The sequence below is a fragment of the Flavobacterium soli DSM 19725 genome, assembly GCF_000422705.1.
In the GTDB taxonomy this organism is placed as follows: Bacteria; Bacteroidota; Bacteroidia; order Flavobacteriales; family Flavobacteriaceae; genus Flavobacterium; species Flavobacterium soli.
The window spans coordinates 1-15,511 of sequence record NZ_AUGO01000016.1; the positions used below are offsets into that span (position 1 = coordinate 1).

At 34.7% G+C, this 15,511-nt stretch carries 16 protein-coding genes; 7 read left to right on the forward strand and 9 right to left on the reverse strand.

From position 1 onward, the window contains the following. The 3 genes from G508_RS19135 to G508_RS0115020 all read left to right on the forward strand — a co-directional run. On the forward strand, positions 1–449 hold a 449-nt coding region (locus tag G508_RS19135), incomplete at its 5' end, for a T9SS type B sorting domain-containing protein (protein ID WP_035694953.1). A gap of 5 nt (positions 450–454) precedes the next feature. Then, positions 455–1,438, forward strand: coding sequence for a PorP/SprF family type IX secretion system membrane protein (locus tag G508_RS0115015; RefSeq protein WP_026706088.1), 984 nt, complete (start codon positions 455–457; stop codon positions 1,436–1,438). A 65-nt stretch (positions 1,439–1,503) separates the two neighbouring features. Then, positions 1,504–2,013 (forward strand): gamma carbonic anhydrase family protein, encoded by a 510-nt coding sequence (locus tag G508_RS0115020; RefSeq protein ID WP_026706089.1) that lies wholly within the window; start codon positions 1,504–1,506, stop codon positions 2,011–2,013. 3 nt (positions 2,014–2,016) lie between these two features. On the opposite strand, the gene murI is transcribed toward G508_RS0115020, so the two are convergent. The 8 genes from murI to G508_RS0115060 all read right to left on the reverse strand — a co-directional run bounded on the left by murI (position 2,017) and on the right by G508_RS0115060 (position 10,457). Continuing rightward, positions 2,017–2,796, reverse strand: coding sequence for a glutamate racemase (gene murI / locus G508_RS0115025; protein ID WP_026706090.1), 780 nt, complete (start codon positions 2,794–2,796; stop codon positions 2,017–2,019). Between the two features lie 68 nt (positions 2,797–2,864). Further along, a complete protein-coding gene (locus tag G508_RS0115030) occupies positions 2,865–3,362 on the reverse strand; it encodes an OmpH family outer membrane protein (RefSeq protein WP_026706091.1) in 498 nt (165 codons plus the stop codon). A 37-nt stretch (positions 3,363–3,399) separates the two neighbouring features. Next, the gene (locus G508_RS0115035; RefSeq protein WP_026706092.1) at positions 3,400–4,482 is read right to left on the reverse strand and encodes an OmpH family outer membrane protein; all 1,083 of its coding nucleotides are present in this window, start codon (positions 4,480–4,482) and stop codon (positions 3,400–3,402) included. A gap of 37 nt (positions 4,483–4,519) precedes the next feature. Beyond that, positions 4,520–7,291 (reverse strand): BamA/OMP85 family outer membrane protein, encoded by a 2,772-nt coding sequence (locus tag G508_RS0115040; protein ID WP_026706093.1) that lies wholly within the window; start codon positions 7,289–7,291, stop codon positions 4,520–4,522. Next, the gene (locus tag G508_RS0115045; RefSeq protein WP_026706094.1) at positions 7,224–7,964 is read right to left on the reverse strand and encodes an isoprenyl transferase; all 741 of its coding nucleotides are present in this window, start codon (positions 7,962–7,964) and stop codon (positions 7,224–7,226) included. The genes G508_RS0115040 and G508_RS0115045 overlap by 68 nt, the downstream gene beginning before the upstream one ends. A gap of 4 nt (positions 7,965–7,968) precedes the next feature. Beyond that, a complete protein-coding gene (gene porG, locus G508_RS0115050; RefSeq protein WP_026706095.1) occupies positions 7,969–8,661 on the reverse strand; it encodes a type IX secretion system protein PorG in 693 nt (230 codons plus the stop codon). Between the two features lie 178 nt (positions 8,662–8,839). Continuing rightward, positions 8,840–9,724, reverse strand: a complete 885-nt coding sequence (locus G508_RS0115055; RefSeq protein ID WP_026706096.1) for an NAD kinase — start codon at positions 9,722–9,724, stop codon at positions 8,840–8,842. Positions 9,725–9,797: 73 nt separating this feature from the next. Then, complete coding sequence (locus G508_RS0115060) at positions 9,798–10,457, reverse strand: CBS domain-containing protein (RefSeq protein WP_026706097.1); 660 nt, start codon at positions 10,455–10,457, stop codon at positions 9,798–9,800. Between the two features lie 102 nt (positions 10,458–10,559). Between G508_RS0115060 and G508_RS0115065 the strand changes: the two genes are divergently transcribed. Next, positions 10,560–11,273 (forward strand): pyridoxine 5'-phosphate synthase, encoded by a 714-nt coding sequence (locus G508_RS0115065; RefSeq protein WP_026706098.1) that lies wholly within the window; start codon positions 10,560–10,562, stop codon positions 11,271–11,273. Between the two features lie 89 nt (positions 11,274–11,362). Continuing rightward, positions 11,363–12,130: an alpha/beta fold hydrolase gene (locus G508_RS0115070; RefSeq protein ID WP_026706099.1), complete on the forward strand. Its 768-nt coding sequence runs from the start codon at positions 11,363–11,365 to the stop codon at positions 12,128–12,130. Positions 12,131–12,192: 62 nt separating this feature from the next. Here the strand turns inward: G508_RS0115070 and G508_RS19140 are convergent, their stop codons facing one another. Continuing rightward, positions 12,193–13,521 carry a T9SS type A sorting domain-containing protein gene (locus tag G508_RS19140; protein WP_051197679.1) on the reverse strand — a complete coding sequence of 443 codons (1,329 nt, stop codon included), beginning with the start codon at positions 13,519–13,521 and terminating at the stop codon, positions 12,193–12,195. 111 nt (positions 13,522–13,632) lie between these two features. Here G508_RS19140 and G508_RS0115080 point away from each other — a divergent pair, with 111 nt between their 5' ends. Together G508_RS0115080 and tig are read left to right on the forward strand one after the other, a co-directional pair. Further along, positions 13,633–13,977: a phage holin family protein gene (locus tag G508_RS0115080; protein ID WP_026706100.1), complete on the forward strand. Its 345-nt coding sequence runs from the start codon at positions 13,633–13,635 to the stop codon at positions 13,975–13,977. A 93-nt stretch (positions 13,978–14,070) separates the two neighbouring features. Then, a complete protein-coding gene (tig, locus tag G508_RS0115085; RefSeq protein WP_026706101.1) occupies positions 14,071–15,399 on the forward strand; it encodes a trigger factor in 1,329 nt (442 codons plus the stop codon). Positions 15,400–15,511: the final 112 nt, after the last annotated feature.

Sequence of the window (15,511 nt, forward strand, 5' to 3'; positions counted from 1 at the left end):
ACTATTTTTCTCAGAATCCTACGGTTGTCATCACGGCACAGCCAGCGGGAGACTATGAATACCAGTTGGATTATGGTCCGTTCCAGGAAAGTAACGTTTTTGACAACATCAGCATGGGAGAACACACCATCACGGTAAGGGATCCACAGGCATGCGATGTGCTGACAGATGTGGTAACCATCATCGATTATCCAAAGTATTTCACGCCAAATGGGGATGGTATTAACGATACTTGGAAAATTTCAAGGTTCGGTGAGGTACTTAACGCAAAAATTTATATATTTGACCGATTTGGAAAACTGGTGAAGGAAATCAGTACCGAAGGTCTGGGCTGGGATGGTACCTACAACGGGCAACCGCTACCAGCAACAGATTATTGGTTTACACTAAATTACGACGAAGCAGGAATTAGAAAAGAATTTAAAGCACATTTTTCATTAAAACGTTAACCCCAATGAATTTTAAAAAAGGATATTTAGTATTATTATTGTTCATATCACAGATTTCATTTTCGCAAGAAGGTATCGCAGTTTATACAGATTATTTATCAGATAACTATTACTTGATTCACCCATCCATGGCTGGTGCAGCAAATTGTGCCAAAGTTAGGGTAACAGCTCGTCAACAATGGTTTGGTCAGGATGACGCTCCAGCATTGCAAACTGCCAGTTTTAATGGTAGTCTTGGAGAACAATCAGGAGGAGGTATTATTTTGTTTAACGACAAAAATGGTTATCATTCACAAAGAGGGGTAAAGTTAACATATGCTCATCATATCATGTTTTCAAGGTCAGATGTAGATTTGAATCAGTTATCATTTGGTATGAGTGTAGGATTGATCCAAAGTCAATTGGACCAAAGTGAGTTTGATGGATTTGATCCAATTGTAGATGGAAACATTCAAAAAGATTCTTACTTTAATGTAGATATAGGTGCATCTTATAACTATTTGGAGTTCTATACACATTTGACAGTTAAGAATGTTTTGGAGTCAAGAAGAGATATCTATACAGATGTTGAACCAGATAATTTGAGAAAATTATTGTTCAGTGCTGGATATGTTTTTGGAGATAGCGATCGTTTGCAATGGGAACCTTCTATTTTGTTTCAATATGTTGATGAAACAAAAGAAAAGTCGATTGACATGAACATCAAACTTTATAAAGATTTAGATTTTGGTAAGCTTTGGGGAGGTTTCTCTTATAGAAGAAGTTTTGAAGCTACTCAATACGAAGATAACGGAAGCGTATCTAAACAAAATTTGCAATACCTAACTCCTATTGTCGGATTGAACTATAATAATTTAGTTTTTGCATATCAATATTCTCATTTGTTGGGGGATATTCAGTTTGCAGGTGGTTTTCACCAATTCACTTTAGGTATCAATCTTTTCTGTAAAAGAGAGAAATGGGATTGTAATTGTCCTGCTATTAATTAATTTTAGTGTTACTATTAATTCAAGTCCCGATAGTTGTATATCGGGACTTTTTTTTAAAATTAAAGATGATAATAAAAAGTGTAAATGGAAAAGCACCTCAGATCCCTGAAGATTGCTATGTTGCAGAAAATGCTACGATTGTAGGTGATGTGACTTTTGGTTCTAATTGTAGTGTATGGTTCAATGCAGTCATTAGAGGTGATGTGCATTTTATTAAGATTGGTAATAAGGTAAACATTCAAGATGGAGCTATAATTCATTGTACCTATCAAAAGCATCCCACAATCATTGGTAACAATGTTTCAATTGGGCATAATGCTATTGTTCATGGTTGCACGGTACACGATAATGTGTTAATAGGGATGGGAGCTATTGTTATGGATAACTGTGTTATAGAAAGCAATTCTATTGTTGCTGCAGGAGCAGTATTGACCCAAAACACGGTTGTTGAATCGGGAACTATTTATGCCGGTGTTCCTGCGAAAAAAGTGAAGGATATTGATCAATCTGATTTTGCTGGAGAGATAGAAAGAATTTCGAATAATTATGTGATGTATTCGAGCTGGTTTAAATAGTTTTCAGAAGTCCTTTTGTTGGATGTGATACTTATGGTTTAAAATTTCTGAAAGTACTTTAGGATCAGTATTAGTTATGAAATGCGTAAATTTTTCAGAAGAAATATTGAAGCCTACTTTTTCTTTCAATACGTGTTGGGTTTGTCGAGCAACTGCTTGTCCTGAGTCGATTATCTTTACATGTGGTGGAAGTATTTCTTTTATCTGAGGAATCAAATACGGATAATGACTGCATCCTAAAACCAGATAATCAACATTTGCCTCAATCATAGGAGTCAAATAGGAGGTAAGGAGTTGTGTCATTTCTGGTGAATGGATAGAACCATTTTCGATCAATTGTACCAAACCAAAACCCACCTGTTCAATAATCTTTGTATTTTCCTGATAAAGCTCAACAGTTTTATTGAATAATTCACTATTCAAAGTGCCTTTGGTAGCAAGTATGCCAATTACCTGTGTTTTGGTGTTGTTTACAGCCGGTTTAATGGCTGGTTCTATCCCGATGAATGGAATCTCATATTTAGTACGAAGCTCCTTTATAGCGTTTGTAGTTGCGGTATTACAGGCTACTACAATGAGCTTGCAATTTTGATTGAGTAAGTATTCGGTGTTTTTTATGCTTAAAGCAATAATCTCCTCTTTAGATTTTTGACCGTAAGGTGCATTTTTGCTATCGGCAAGATAGATGGTGCTTTCATCTGGGAGTAACTGATGAATTTCGGACCAGATGGATGTACCTCCAATACCAGAATCAAAAAGGCCAATAGGGTTATTATTATTCATAAAAACAAATATAAAAAAACTGCCCAATCATTATTTGAATGGGCAGTTTTTATACTTTAAGTTTTTTATTAGAAACCTAAATCTTTTTTTACGTCAGCAGTTAAATCTGTTCCATCAGCTAATATAAAGCTTGCTACATCAGCAACATACTGGAAACCTTTAGCTTTCCCTACTTTTTCAATAGAAGCTTTGATTTTCAATTGGATTGGTTTTAATAAGTCCATTCTTTTTTGCTGTAATTCATTTTGAGCATTTTGTCCGTATTCTTGGATTCTTTTCTCTAAATCTTCAACTTCTTTTTGACGGTCCTTGTTAATGGTCTCACTTACTTGATCAACTTCCGCAGAATATTTTTGAATTTTAGCCTGATACTCATTTCTCATCGTTGTAAATTCAGTCTCATAAGTTTGACCTAACTTTTCGATTTGTTTTTGTGCATCAATAAAAGCAGGCATTTTTGCCATTATATCCTCTACATTGACGTGGGCTATCTTTGTTTGAGCATTAACTTGGTTTGCTCCAAAAAATAAAACTGCAGCAAGTAGTAAAGTTTTCAATTGTTTCATCATTTTAAATATTTAGTAAGTAATTAATTTTAGTTATTTATTTGTTCTCTTCGGTTTCTGTGTTTTCCTCTGTGTTTTTATTTTTTTCTTCTTCCTTAGCTTTTTTAGCGGCTTCTCTATCGGCTAGGATTTTTGCTTTTTTATCAGCTATTGCTTTTTTTCTTTCTTCTAATTTTTTTGCATTTGCATCAATAGCGGCTTGTCTTTCGGCTTGTTTATCAACAACAGGTTTTTCAACTTGGGTAGAATCTGAATTGTTGGTTTTTCCTTCTATTTTATCCTTTTCACTATCGTTATTCTCTGTGTTTTTCTTTTCTTCTGTTGATGGAGCTGGTTTTTTACCATTCCTTTCATCAATCATCTGTTGCCTTTTGGCTAAAGCGGCTTCCCTTTTTTCCTCAGCAGCTAGTTTTCGTTCTTCCAATAAACGATCTCTATCTGCCTTTTTTTGCTCTGCTGCTTTAATTCTGGCTGCTTTTTTATCTTCCAATGCTTTTTGACGTGCTGCTAAATCTGAATTCTCGTCCTGTAAGTCTTCTTGATATTCTTTAATCGCTTCTTCCTTGAGTTCTTTTTTGCTTAATTGGTCTCTTTTAGAACTTCTGGTTAAGCTTCTAATTACGGCATCACTTATATCAAAACGTTTTGCAGCAAAAAGCACCGTAAGATCCGAAGATTTGTCTAAGATAAAATCATACCTCTTTTGTTCGGCAATATCTTGAACAGCAGTAAAAACTTGATCTTGAATCGGTTTTACTAAGACCGCCTTTTGAACTATTAGATCCCCTGTCGGGCCAAATCTTTTTTCTTGGAAAGTATTTAATTCAGTTTCTTGAAATAAAATTTCTTCTTCTCTTTCTTCAATAAGTTCTTTAGTGAGTAAGACTCTTTCAGTTTTTAGAGATTCTTTTAATTTAGTAATCTCGTTTTTTTTGAGCTCAATTTCTTGTTTCCACTTTTGAGCTTTTTGCTCTAATTGGTTTTTAGCTTCGGTATAATCGGGAACGTTTTGCAAGATATATTCCATGTCAATATACCCAATACGAATACCTTTTGCGGTTTGAGCACCTGCAGAAAATACTACAAGAATTAATACGACTACTAAAAAATGTTTTCTCATAACTTAAACTGTATTAGAAAATATCGTGCCAAAATCTTTAAAATTGTTGCCCGATAATAAAATGCGTTTGCCATCCACTTATTTGTGCTTGTCCTGGAGCGGCATCGAAACCATGTCCAAAATCGATACCTAATAATCCAAATGCAGGCATAAATACTCTTAAACCTACCCCTGCCGAACGTTGTAGAAGGAAAGGGTTATATTCTTTAAATCCTGCATAAGCACCACCTGCTTCGAAAAAGGCCAACATATAAATTGATGCTTGAGGTTTCAAAGTTAATGGATATCTTAGTTCTAACGAAAATTTATTGTAAATTGTTGCACCATCTTGTGAACTTTCGCCAGTTGCAGGATTCGTTGTAATTGGTGTTAAGGATTGATTTTCGTATCCTCTTAATTGAATAACCTCTCTTCCGTCTAGTGCAAAGTTAGCTAAACCATCACCTCCCAAGAAGAATCTCTCAAATGGAACATCACCTCTTGCGCTATTATAGTTACCAAGATAGCCAAATTCTGCCAAAGAACGAAGTACTAATTTATCATAAATTTTAGTATACCAATCGGCCTTTATTTTTACTTTATAATATTCAAGCCAATTAAATTTCTTTTGATCAACTTTTGAGATATCGGCATCAGCTTCTTCAAATGTTAAGACTTTTTCATATACTCTAGTATTTTGGCCTGTTTCTCGTATATAATCACCTTGTGCAACAATTCTTCCATCTGGCCCAACTTGATCAGCTAAAACTTGAGTTCCTGGAGTATATCTTAACTTGTATTCTTCTTGATTTTCCAAATCTTTATAATCAATTCCATTCCAAAGCGAGTATGGCGGTGTCAATTTTGCAGTGATGCTAAACTCTGAGCCATACATTGGAAAAATAGGATTTGTTCCTTTATTGTTTCTGGTTAATCCGATTGTATAGGCAAAATTTCGGGACGAACCATTACCAAAGGTAAACAGACCTGTATTGTAATTGTTCAAATCATAATATTGGAAACTCAACGCCTGAGATAATACAAATGAATCATCAGGAACACTTAATCTTTTGGCCAAACCAACTGATAGTGATATAATATTGAAACTTCTACTTCTGTCAACACTGTTGTCTCGGTAGTTGTTAAGAAATTGTTTGCTATAAGAAAATGATGTGCTAAAACTTACTGGTTTTTTTCCTCCAAACCATGGTTCTGAAAAAGAAAGACTATACGTTTGAAAAAAGTTACTTCCTTGCAAACGTAATGCAACTTTTTGACCATCACCCATCGGAAGAGGTTGATAGGCATCTTTGTTGAAGATGTTTTTAGCCGAAAAGTTATTAAATGAAAGTCCTAGTGTTCCAATGAAACCGCCTCCACCATAACCACCTTGTAATTCGATTTGGCTGGATCCTTTTTCTACCAATTGCCATTCGATATCTACTGTTCCTGCAGCAGGATCGACATTTTTAAAGGCAGGATTGATGGCTTCTGGATCAAAAAATCCTAAAGCTCCAATTTCACGAATGGTTCTAATTAAATCTTCCTTGCTGTATTTTTGACCTGGTTTAGTTCTAAGTTCGCGATAAATTACTTCATCATTCGTTTTATCATTTCCGGTAACTGTAATTTTATTAAAATAGGCCAATGGACCTTCAAGAATTCTAATTTCGAAATCAATGGTGTCATTTTCCGTTTTCACCTCAACAGCATTAATTTGAGAAAATAAATAACCATTATTTTGATACAAATTCGTTATGTCTTCTCCATCTGGTTTTGTCTTGTCGGCAATTCTTTTTTCCAAAAGAACACCATTGTATACATCCCCCTTTTTTATGCCAAGAATAGAATTCAATCCTCTGTCAGTATATACTGTATTTCCTAGGAATTTAATATCTCCAAAATAATATTTCCTTCCTTCTTCTAGTTTGATTTTGATGGCAATTTTATTTTTTTCTCGATCATAAGTCACAGAATCAGAAACGATTCTGGCATCACGGTATCCTTTTTCTTTGTATTTGCTGACTACACTTGCTAAATCTTCTTCGTATTTCTCCTTGATGTATTTCGATCGTTTAAGGATACGAATCGGATTGATGACCTTGGTGTTTTTCATTGCTCTACGCAACTTCTTGTCGGTAAATTTTTCGTTTCCGGTGAATTCTATTTCGCTGATTTTTACTTTGTCTCCCTTGTCTATACTAACAAGCATTTTTACTTCATTTCCAGATGTTGTATCGGGAGTTGTAGTTATATTGACTTTAGTATTGAAAAAACCGTCTTTTTTATATTTATTTTCGATGTAGTTTTTTGTGGTAGTAACAAGATTTTCGTTGACAATTTTTCCTTTTGTAAGGCTGTTGTCTTTTATTAATCCTTCAATTTTTGATTTTTTGACACCAACGATTTTTACTTCATTTAGTTTTGGAAGTTCGTTAATATTCAATTCTAAGAAGATGCTATCCCCTTCAATCCTGTTTACATAAAAATCAATATCGCTAAAAAGACCAAGTTTGCCTAATTTTTTGATAGCATTGCTAATGTCTTCTCCCGGAACTGTTATGGCCTGTCCTTTCTCAAGTCCAGTAAAAGTAACCACCGTTTGTTCGTTATAGCTAATCTTTCCAGTAACTTCTATATCTGCTAGGAAATAAGGTTTTCCCTGATCGAATGGAATTCTATCTTGTGCTTTTACTTGAGAAATACTTCCAAAAATTATAATTGTGAAGAAGAATTGTATGCTTTTATTTAACACTAAAAAATTATTTAATTTGTTCACTTGTTTTTCCGAATCTTCGTTCTCTTTTTTGATAACTAATGATAGCCTCATATAAATTTTGTTCTGTAAAATCTGGCCAAAGAACTTCTGTAAAGTATAATTCTGCATAGGCTATTTGCCAAAGAAGGAAATTACTGATTCTATGTTCGCCACTGGTTCTTATTAATAAATCTACATCCGGTAAATTTTGCGTGTAAAGATGCTGATTAATAATTGATTCGTCAATAGCGTCTATTGAAATTATATTATTTTTAACTTTACTACTTATGTTTTTAATTGCAGAAATAAGTTCTTCCCTTGAACCATAGCTTAGTGCAAGTGTTAGGGTCATTCTGGAATTATCTTTTGTTTTGTTAATTACTTCTAAAAGTTCTTTTTGGGCACTTTTAGGAAGCATTTCCAAATTACCAATCGTGTGTAGTTTTATTTTGTTTTCTACCAATGTTTTAAGCTCATTTTTTAATGAGTTGATCAGTATTTTCATTAAAGTATCGACTTCTAATTTTGGTCGGTTCCAGTTTTCAGTAGAAAAAGCATACAAGGTGAGATTCTCGATGCCTAATTTTGCACAACATTCAACAGTTGTTTTAACGGATTTGGTTCCGTTTTCATGGCCAAAAGCTCTTAGGAAGCCTTGCTTTTTTGCCCAACGTCCGTTTCCATCCATGATAATGGCGAGGTGTTTGGGTAAATTGTCTTTCTTTATGTTGTCTAGCAAATTCATTGTTTTAATCGCAATAACAGGGCTTATTCCCAAAAGTATACGTTAAGGTAAAACCCGAAACCATATACCAATCGTTACTATTTATATTTCCAAATCGTAAATTTTGAAGCCCTTCATTTTTTGGAAAGCTTCCATCGATATTGTCTGCAAACGAATATCTCGGACTGATTTCAAAACCTAAAACCAAGTTTGGCGTTATGTTCGATTTTACTCCAACTGCCATCGGGATCGATAATGTTCCATGACTTGAGTCCGATTTTTTTTCTACTGTTGTTCCATTATCTATAATATACAAACCGTCATATATGGTGTAGCTCAATCCTAAAAACACGTATGGTGTAATTTGTCGATCCATATCATGCAAATTGAATTCAAAAAAATTGAATTCAAGCCCTAAAGATAGTTCTTTTATGGTATTCTCGAAGTCATAATCACGTTGTTTTCTTCTTTCATCCTTAGATTGATCGTCATCTGCTGTGATTTTTATGTTCTTTATCGAAGCCCTCCAAGAATGTCTCGTACTCTTGTTCCATTTATAAATCAGTCCGTAGGCAAATTCATTTGGGTGGAGATAAGTCATTGAGCCTACATCGCCTACAAAATTACTTCCGCCTGCAAAAACACCAATTTCATGAATTTGCCCTTTGGCAAATGAAAAGGTGAAAAGAAATATAAGTGATAAAAACAGTCTATTCATCATTTTAAAAATAGCGTGCAAATATAACAAATCTGACTACTAAATGATTAACAATTTAGTATTTCTGAGGAATTATATTAAAACTGGTTATTATGCTGTAAATTATTGAACCATTCAACGGAATAACTAACGGTAATAAGGTAGGTTGTAGTATAAATAGATATAGAAAAACTTAGTATTAATTTCGCTTGTCTTCGCCCCAAAGGAGTTTGTTTCGGAGTGTTTTGAGAAAAGTTTCCTCTGGAATTTCAATCATATTGATTTGAAAAGGTGTTTTTTTAATCGTCAGAACAGATTCATTTTTGATGGATGTAATTCTCGAATCAAGTGATACTAGATACTGTTCTTCACGTCCGGTAACCTTTAACCTAATTTCGGTTTTATCAGGAATTACAAGTGGTCGCGCATTCAAATTATGTGGGGCAATTGGTGTGATAACTAGACTTTTTACATCTGGAGTTAGTATTGGACCTCCACAACTAAGAGAATAACCTGTTGATCCAGTTGGGGTTGCAATAATCAATCCATCTGCCCAATAGGAGTTTAAGAATTCTCCATTAAGATAAGTTTCAATGGTAATCATTGAAGTGGTATCTTTTCGGCTAACGGAAATCTCATTCATAGCAAAATTAATATCCTGAATATCTTTGTTCTTTGGCGAAATGGTCAGGCTTAATAATGTCCTTTTCGAAATTGTATATTTTTTATCAATTACCAATTGAAGAAACGCTTCGATATTTTCTTTTTGGACAGATGCTAAAAAACCCAATCTCCCAGCATTGATCCCTAAAATGGGAACGCCGGATTTTCGTACCAAAGTAGCCGCCCTCAAAATAGTTCCATCGCCACCAATGCTCAAAAGCAAATCAAAGCTCGAGTCAAGTTCTTTATGGGAGCTGAAGGTTTTGTATTCTTTTTTGATCAATTGTTTTTCGTATAACATCTTCAAAAAAGTAGCTTCAATAACCATCTCGACATTGTTTTGATTGAAAAAAACAAAAATATCGCGAATGATGGGCTCGGTACTGTTTTGATAATATTGTCCGTAAATGGCAACTTTCATTATTGATGTTTATTTGTTTATTTGCTTATTTGTTTGCCCAATTAACGGATGTCCAAATTAAAAAATAAATACATTACATATTAAGGTATTTGTCTAAATAGTCTGAACGTTCTTTTAGATTGTTCAAGTAATTGTCTTCCTGATGTTCCGAAATAATTTCATATCCATAACGTCTGAAAGTTTGGATAATTTCATTCATACCACCCAATCCAATTTTTACGGTAACCTGAACCGAACTGGCAGTGCTTTGCGAAATAAAAGTGCCTAAAAGTCGGCCTCCATTGCTTTCTACTATTTGTGCAATTTGGGACATTGAATAATCGGCAACGGGTTTTTCTACAATGATGATGCCGCCTTGTTCTTTCAAAAAAGGAGTTTCATTGAAAAATTTAATGATATCGGTAATTTCATAATAGCCCACATATTTATTTTCATCATCCAAAACCGGAATTACATTGGTGGAATTTCGGGCAAATACTTCCATTATGTCGAGCCAAATCATATTGGTTCGGGCATAAAATCCTTCTAATGTATAGCGGTAATGAGAGATTTTTTTGTCAGTATCAAAGGTTTCAACATCTTCAGAAGCAATACTTCCTATATAGATGCTTTCTTCTACCACAGGAAAATGTGAGAAATTTACTTCTGCAAAAAAATCCTGAACGTTGTCTATAGTTTCCTGACTGTCCAGTGCTTTAAAATCGTTGTTGATGTAGTCTGTGATTTCTGTCATATAATAGTGTGGATATTCGACTGCAAAATAATCAAAATTTAGCATAAACACCTTGTTTAACTTCGTATTTTTGCCTTATTAATATTCACAAAAAGTATTCCAATGACAAAATTAAGTGTAAACATCAATAAAATTGCAACATTAAGAAACGCTCGTGGCGGAAATGTGCCTAATTTATTGCAAGTTGCAAAAGATATTCAGCAGTTTGGCGGACAAGGAATCACAATTCATCCTCGTCCTGACGAGCGACATATCCGTTATCAAGATGCGAGAGATTTAAAGCCAATCGTTTACACAGAATATAATATCGAAGGAAATCCACAGCACAATTTTATCGATTTGGTATTGGAATGCAAGCCAACACAAGTGACTTTGGTTCCGGATGCTATTGGAGCAATTACGTCATCTGCTGGTTGGGATACCATTTCGCATAAAAGCTATTTGACAGAAGTTGTACAAGAATTTCAACGGAATGACATTCGTGTCTCGATTTTTGTAGATCCAATCTTGAAGATGATCGAAGGTGCAAAAGAAGTTGGAACTGACAGAATCGAGCTATACACGGAAGCTTTCGCACATGAATACAGTTTAGGAAATAAAGATGGTGTTTTGCCTTATGTAGAGGCTGCAAAATTAGCAAACGAACTAAATTTAGGAATCAATGCAGGACACGATTTAAGCTTGGATAATATTCAGTTTTTTAAACAAAGTATCCCAAATTTACTGGAAGTTTCAATTGGTCATGCCTTGATTTCAGAAGCGATTTATCTTGGTTTAGAAAACGTAGTAAATATGTATCTTAATAAATTAAAATAACAACTAAATTTCCCTTACTGCTTCGGAATCAATTTCCACAAAGCTAGGAAAGCCCCCTTCGGGGGTTTGGGGGCTAAATGTTAAACACTATGCTACACTCAAAAATAGAAGGAGAAGGAAAACCATTTGTGGTAATGCACGGTTTTCTAGGAATGTCGGATAACTGGAAAACGCTAGGAACTCAGTATGCCGCAGAGGGCTACCAAGTGCACATGCTTGATTTGAGAAACCACGGTAGGAGCTTGCACTCGGAAGAATTCAATTATGAAGTCATGGCTCAAGATGTGTATGATTATTGTCAAGCAAATAATTTACAGAAGATTGATCTTTTGGGACATTCGATGGGGGGGAAAGTGGCAATGTTTTTTGCAATGAAATTCCCTGAAAAATTAAATAAATTAATCATCGCTGATATTGGTCCGAAATATTACCGACCACATCATCAGGATATTTTGGCAGGGTTGAATGCCATCGATTTCTCGGTTAAACCTGAAAGATCTGATGTGGAAGAAATTCTAAAAAAACATGTTGAAGATTTTGGAACGCGTCAGTTCCTGATGAAAAGTTTGTATTGGAAAGAACCAGGCCAACTTGCCTTACGTTTCAATTTGGAAGTATTCAATCAGCAAATCGAAAATATTGGCGAAGCTCTACCTGAAGATTTTGTGTATGAAAGGCCTACATTGTTCTTGAAAGGAGCCAATTCAAATTACATCAAAGAAGAAGATTATCAGGCAATAAAAAGTCAATTTCCAAAAGCTGAAATCGAAGTGATTGCAAATGCGGGACATTGGCTTCATGCCGAAAAACCTAAAGATTTTTATCAAAAAACCATCAACTTTTTAAAAGAAGCTTAAAAAAAAGGTCCTTTCCAAAATTTTCAAAACTTGGAAAGGACCTTTTTTAATTTAAATAAAGATTATAATTTAGAAAATTTCAAAGATGATTGTGTTCCAGCTTCATCAATAGCATTCAGTAGATACATTCCGCTTGACAGCGATGAAATATCCAAATTGAACAAATCATTCATGCTTGCTTTCTTATGGATTACTTGCTTTCCTGTTAAATCAAAAACCACTACTTCCGTGATGTTTTTCCCAGAAATGGTTAGTAAATTTGAAGCAGGATTAGGATAAGCCACTAGATTTTGTGTTGCAACAAAATCAGAAACAGATAATTCCGTACCACTATATTTATAAATTCCTCCTGCAGTTGAAGAAGTTGTAAATCCTCCTCCAAAACCAAGTTCGTTGTCCTTGAATTTTAAAGTCGTCACTTGTGTCCCTGACATTACTTGTGTCCAAGTTAGTCCAAAATCAGTGCTGTAAGCTGTATAGGAAGTACTTGAATCTGGAGTAGTTCCAACCGAAACAACATTCGTTGTTCCAGGAACACATTCTATATTTCTGTTTCCAATCATTCCTGTATAAGTTTGAGTTGGCCAAGTAGCGCCACCATCAGTTGTTTTATATAAAACGCCAGTTGAGGCAAAAAGTAGTCCGTTATTTGCATCAGAAAAAGAATAGCTTCCGCTTGATGCTGTTCCAGCAAAATCAGTTATTGGCGATTGCACAACGGTCCAGTTCAAACCTTTATTCGTGGATTTGAAAAAACGTCCTTTATTGGTTCCAAACCAAACGGTGTTGCCAACGACATCATAGTTGTGCACATAACCATATTCTCCAGATAAAGGTGCTGGAATGTTAACACTCGGAACCCTTGTCCAAGTTGTCCCACCATCAGTGGTAGTATAGATTTCAAAATAGCTGTTGGCAGGATCACCTTGAACAACGCCATTGTTTTCATCCCAGAAATACACAAAATTCGTGAAGGAATCCGAGGTGTTGAACAAGGCTGTCGTTTGTTTGGTCCAAGTTGTTCCGCCATTAATGGTTTTCCAAACACCCCCGTTTCCAGATGGGCTAGGGTGTGCCGTTGCCCAAGCTGTTGTAGCGGAAATACCAGTTATAGATGATACATTAAGGTTGGTTTGTCCTGTTCCTAAATTTATATTTCCAGATGTCCATGTGTTTCCGCCATCAATACTTTTTGTGTATTGTCGTACATTTCCTGGTGTGTCACTCGCCCCATCATAGGCTTTAGCCCAAATAATGTTGTCATCAACTATCGAAATATCATCAACACCTCGACTAATCTGTGTGAAAGTTGTAGCCTTCGGAGTCCAAAAATCCTGAGCTTGGATATGAAAACTAGCACAGAGGATTGCAAAAAGTAAAGTTTTTTTCATAACATAGGGGTTAATAGGTTTTTAATAATCAAAAGTATGAAATTTTATCATGCACAAGAGGTTAAGTTTTGGCCAAAATTTCTATATTTGAAATAATAAAAACAAAAAGGTATGGGTTTGATTATTAGAATTTTAGTTACAGCAATCTTAGTGATGCTAATTGCAAATTTCATGACTGGTGTCACAGTTGATAGTTTTATGACATCAGTTATAGTAGCCGTCGTTTTGGGGTTGTTGAATTTATTTGTAAAACCGATATTGGTTTTGTTAACATTGCCGGTTACTGTACTCACTTTAGGGTTGTTTTTGTTAGTTATAAATGCTGCAATGATTATGCTTTGTTCAAATCTTGTAACTGGTTTTGGGGTGTCAAGTTTCTGGACGGCACTATTTTTTAGTATTATTTTGTCAGTACTTCAGTCCTTAACTTTTGCTTTTACGGATAAAGACAAGTAATTTAAAAGCTACATTGTTAATTCTTTAATAACAGAACTTGGTTGGGTTGCAAAAAAAGTATAATTTTGCAACCCAATTTTATGATGTAAAAAAATGAATGTTACAAGAAAGAATATCGACGATCTTAATGCAGTGATCACTGTGGCAGTTTATAAATCTGATTATACTTATAAAGTAGAAAAGATGTTAAAGGAGTATCAAAAACAAACGGAACTTCCAGGTTTTAGAAAAGGAACCGTTCCAATGAGTACTATTGAAAAAAAATACGGAAGACCTCTCTTTTTGGACATGGTAAACAAAACAATCCAAGAAGATTTGACAAAATACCTGCAACAAGAAAAATTAGATTTGCTAGGAAATCCACTTCCTGTAAAGAATGATAACATCGATTGGAATGCAGAGAAAATTGAATTTGATTTTGATATAGCCCTTGCTCCAACTTTTGATATCGACTTGTCTTCGATTAAAGACTTGACACAATTCAAGATTTCTGCCGATGATAAAATGCTTGAAGATCAAGTATTGAGAATCAGAAAGCAATATGGAAAAATGATTGCAAAAGATACTTTCGAACAAGGAAATGATGTTTCAGGAACTTTTAGAAACGAAGAAAAAGCAATTGACGCACCAGCTCAATTTTCTTTGGAGATTTTCAAAGACGAGAAAGCAGTTGAAGCTTTATTCTTAGGAAAGAAAGTAGGCGATGTTGTAACATTAAATACAAAAGGTTTATTCGAAGACGATCACCAGTTGATGGAATATCTAAAAGTAGGTCATGATGATGTTCACGGTTTGGATATCAATGTAGATTTTACAATCGAAGAAATTACAGAAAGCGAACCAGCAGAATTGAACCAAGAATTGTTCGACAAATTATTCGGAGAAGGAAATGTATCTTCTGTTGAAGAAATCAAGGAAAAAATCAAGGAAGATGCCGAAAAGCAATTCGAAACTCAATCGAATCAAAAATTCTTGAACGACGTGACAGAAGCGTTGTTGAACACTACAAAATTTGATTTGCCTGCCGAATTCTTAAAAAGATGGATTCAAACAGTTGGAGAAAAACCTCTAACAGCTGAACAAGCCGAAGAAGAATATGCAAAATCAGAAAACGGTTTACGTTACCAATTGATCGAAGGAAGAGTAATGTCGCAAAACAATTTGCAAATCACTTTTGATGATTTAAAGGCTTTCACTGCTGAAATGATCAAGAAACAAATGGCACAATTCGGACAAATGAATCCAACCGATGCAGATGTTGACGGAATCGTGACAAGAGTTTTGTCTAACCAAGAAGAAGCAAAAAGAATTTCAGATCAATTGATGAGCGAAAAAATGCTGAACCTATACAAAGAAAAAGTAAGCACTTCAGTTAAAGAAGTAACCTATCAAGAGTTTATCGCCGCTTCATACGGAGAATAATTTCAAAGAAAAATCATTATATTTGAGCGTCAGAAGTTTTTTTGACGCTCTTTTGTTTGAAGCCACTCCAGCTATCCGTTGCAATCTTTTTTGCAAAAAGCTTTTTTTCTAA

Bases quoted from the DNA above. Each gene is read 5' to 3' on its own strand.
- murI (WP_026706090.1), bottom strand. From the start codon at position 2,796: ATGAATAATAATAACCCTATTGGCCTTTTTGATTCTGGTATTGGAGGT.
- G508_RS0115015 (WP_026706088.1), top strand. From the start codon at position 455: ATGAATTTTAAAAAAGGATATTTAGTATTATTATTGTTCATATCACAG.
- G508_RS0115035 (WP_026706092.1), bottom strand. From the start codon at position 4,482: ATGAGAAAACATTTTTTAGTAGTCGTATTAATTCTTGTAGTATTTTCT.
- G508_RS0115060 (WP_026706097.1), bottom strand. From the start codon at position 10,457: ATGACAGAAATCACAGACTACATCAACAACGATTTTAAAGCACTGGAC.
- G508_RS0115055 (WP_026706096.1), bottom strand. From the start codon at position 9,724: ATGAAAGTTGCCATTTACGGACAATATTATCAAAACAGTACCGAGCCC.
- G508_RS0115040 (WP_026706093.1), bottom strand. From the start codon at position 7,291: ATGAGGCTATCATTAGTTATCAAAAAAGAGAACGAAGATTCGGAAAAA.
- G508_RS19140 (WP_051197679.1), bottom strand. From the start codon at position 13,521: ATGAAAAAAACTTTACTTTTTGCAATCCTCTGTGCTAGTTTTCATATC.
- G508_RS0115020 (WP_026706089.1), top strand. From the start codon at position 1,504: ATGATAATAAAAAGTGTAAATGGAAAAGCACCTCAGATCCCTGAAGAT.
- G508_RS0115070 (WP_026706099.1), top strand. From the start codon at position 11,363: ATGCTACACTCAAAAATAGAAGGAGAAGGAAAACCATTTGTGGTAATG.
- G508_RS0115045 (WP_026706094.1), bottom strand. From the start codon at position 7,964: ATGAATTTGCTAGACAACATAAAGAAAGACAATTTACCCAAACACCTC.
- G508_RS0115080 (WP_026706100.1), top strand. From the start codon at position 13,633: ATGGGTTTGATTATTAGAATTTTAGTTACAGCAATCTTAGTGATGCTA.
- G508_RS0115065 (WP_026706098.1), top strand. From the start codon at position 10,560: ATGACAAAATTAAGTGTAAACATCAATAAAATTGCAACATTAAGAAAC.
- porG (WP_026706095.1), bottom strand. From the start codon at position 8,661: ATGAATAGACTGTTTTTATCACTTATATTTCTTTTCACCTTTTCATTT.
- G508_RS0115030 (WP_026706091.1), bottom strand. From the start codon at position 3,362: ATGAAACAATTGAAAACTTTACTACTTGCTGCAGTTTTATTTTTTGGA.
- tig (WP_026706101.1), top strand. From the start codon at position 14,071: ATGAATGTTACAAGAAAGAATATCGACGATCTTAATGCAGTGATCACT.